The sequence below is a fragment of the Caldibacillus sp. 210928-DFI.2.18 genome, from assembly GCF_020554505.1.
GTDB lineage: Bacteria > Bacillota > Bacilli > Bacillales > Caldibacillaceae > Caldifermentibacillus > Caldifermentibacillus hisashii.
This window is the reverse complement of the sequence record NZ_JAJCHL010000163.1, coordinates 1-2,706: the sequence shown is the minus strand read 5'-3', so window position 1 is coordinate 2,706 and position 2,706 is coordinate 1. Positions and strand designations below refer to the sequence as shown.

Annotated in this window: 2 protein-coding genes; one reads left to right on the top strand and one right to left on the bottom strand. The window is 35.7% G+C overall.

Annotation, left to right across the window (positions count from 1 at the left end):
• Positions 1–52: 52 nt before the first annotated feature.
• A complete protein-coding gene (locus LIZ98_RS17215) occupies positions 53–367 on the bottom strand; it encodes a hypothetical protein (RefSeq protein WP_227140376.1) in 315 nt (104 codons plus the stop codon).
• 1,308 nt (positions 368–1,675) lie between these two features.
• Between LIZ98_RS17215 and LIZ98_RS17210 the strand changes: the two genes are divergently transcribed.
• A complete protein-coding gene (locus LIZ98_RS17210; protein WP_227203167.1) occupies positions 1,676–1,864 on the top strand; it encodes a hypothetical protein in 189 nt (62 codons plus the stop codon).
• Positions 1,865–2,706: the final 842 nt, after the last annotated feature.

Genomic DNA, 2,706 nt, shown 5'->3' with positions numbered 1-2,706 from the left:
TTAATTTTCCAGAGCCTCGCTCAAGGGTATATTTTTTATTTTGGCAGAGGCTCTATACATAATTATTATCTTCACTTACTAATGTTATAGTAAAAGGGTCAGAAGGTATAACCAACATTTCTCCTTCATTTGAATTAACTACTTTCTTCCCATCATCAACCATATCATCTTTCATACTTTCAGTAACTGTATTGTCAAACAACAGTCCGGTAGTAATTTTTCCCTTTAAGCTACTCATACTTTCCTCTGCATCTGCCTTTTTATAATTGCTTGGAAAAAGAACCAACAATATAACAGCAGTAAACAGAAAGAACCTATAAACAAATTTTTCTCCCCAAATTTTTCTCCCTTTAATGTTATACAACATAACAACACAATCCCCCTCATATCATAAATTTCAAAACTTATTATAATTTATTTTATTTGTCAAATCAACAATATTTTTCATTTTTTTCAGAGGTAATTGCGATGCTACAGACTTCTTGTAATACCAGAGTTTGAAAAAAAGGATAAAAAATTTTTCCCAAAAAAGAGGGGAAACCAAGCGAAAATGATACAAAAATAAGTGCGGGACAAAAAATTCACTCCAATGCAACAAATCAGGTGAACCCGCACCATCAGTGAATTAAAATAGTTTTAGACCTAACATCTTAACACTGGGAGGTTCACCTGTTATACCACAAATGAGTCTGTTTATGTGGAAAGAAATTGAGGGTTTTGGAGATTTACTCCGTCTTGGCCTTATACTGGACTACATACCTAATGCAAAGCCTTGAAAAGAAGAGGAGGAAAGGACGTAATGACTACCCCGTTCAAATACCATGTGGATTTCCATCTTGGAAGGTATCGTATTCCAACATGAAAGCATTGAAAAAATTACCCGAAGCTCTCCCGTAATGGCCAATTAAGTGAGATGTGTGGCTTTGAAGGCTAGATACCTCCTTCGTATGCCAATTCACGGTTTCTTAAATCCTTTATCCCTCATGAAAATCTGTCACGAAGAAATGATTAAAAAAATGGTTTGAGAATTTGGTGAAACAGCTCCTTGAACAGTTGCCGGATTTTGGTAAGCATATAGCAATCGATAGCATAAAGAATCCTATCATTTTCTAAACATTGGGACAAAGGTGAATCGAGGACAGGCATTGGGATCTGGATGCAAATAACAGCCAGAAGATTTAAAGTGGTGTGACAAAAGAAGGGAAACTGTGGCAAAAAAATGTGAAATGGTTTGGCTATAGGCTACATTTGGTGGTGGACGCAACCTACGAGTTACCGGTAACATTTAAGGTAACAAAGCGTCTGCTTCAGACGTTATTAATGACATGAAATTTTAAATTAATTAGAAAGAAGCAGCCAAAGGTTCTGGAGGGAGCAGATACGATGGAGGGAGACCGGGGATATGATGATAAAAATCTAATTGTAAAACTCTTGGATAAGCAGAAGATTAAGTCCGTTATTGATATCTGTAATAAGTGGATAGACCCCGACAAAACACGATTACTTTTGCAGAAGGAAAATGTCGTTTATAACACAAGGGGACCGTGTCTTGGGTGTGCCCTGAAACAGGTATACAACGGGAAATATGTAACGGGGGATTTGAGAAGGGCCGTGAAACATTAAAAAAACTTTGCCCGGAAAAGCAGATGGGAATTACATTTGAAGGCAGAAGGCAATGCCCGATGTCCGATGGCAACAAGGACTCCGTATCTCATTATCTGAGGAAAGACGTATTATCACACCCATTGATCGATCGAACTATAAGTGGAAAGGGGAATTCAACAGTCGTACAGCTGTAGAGCGTGTGACAGCCGGCTTGATACCACGTTCGGCTTTGGGCTTCATACAATTCGGGAATGGATAAAATGAAGCTGCGTTGTGGGCTGGCATTTTTGTCATGTTAGCCATGGCCTTAGACGGATCAAAAAAAAGAATGAAAAAAAAGAAGCCTGGCTTCTTAACTTATCCACATACAAGAATTTTTTTAAAAAAGTACTCGTGGGAATTTGGATTCGTGCACCTTTTTTACGATGTATTTTTATATTTTCCGATATTTATCTGATAATACTATTTTTTAGGGGATTCTTGTATGTACTGGAAGAAAAATGTTAAGATTGAAAAAAATTATTCCAAAAATCCTCTTTATAAATTCTTAAAGTTGACATATAATGAATAGCATAATTTAAATTTTTTAAGTCCAAGGGGGGATATGTCCAATGAATATAGGAGCAGGGATTATTTTGCTACTATTTTCATTAATAATCTTCGCAATTTCTTTTCTTTCAAAAAAAAGATCACAAAAAATTTTTTTCATTTTTTTGAGTATAGGGAGTATCTTTATAATTCTTTCATTGTTATTAATAACTGGTTTATACGATCCTTATTCTGATCATATTCGTTAAGATTAATAAGAGACTCCAATGTGAAAGGGGAATATTTCTTAGGCTTGGATTTCAGTTCGCTAAAATTCATTATTTTGGGGGTATTTCGTTGCTATCCTATAAGTTATATATGCAGGGTGCTATGATCTAGAAAAGGAATGCTGCCTGCCATAATGACTGAGGTTATTCTGGCATTGAACGGATTGCCCCTCGTTCTGAATGTTTGCACTTTAGTTTTATATTGGAAAGCTCGCCAAATTGAAGTCTAATCGCATATTCCGCACGTAAATTTTTTGTATTTTTGATTTTTTTAAAGGAATTTTCC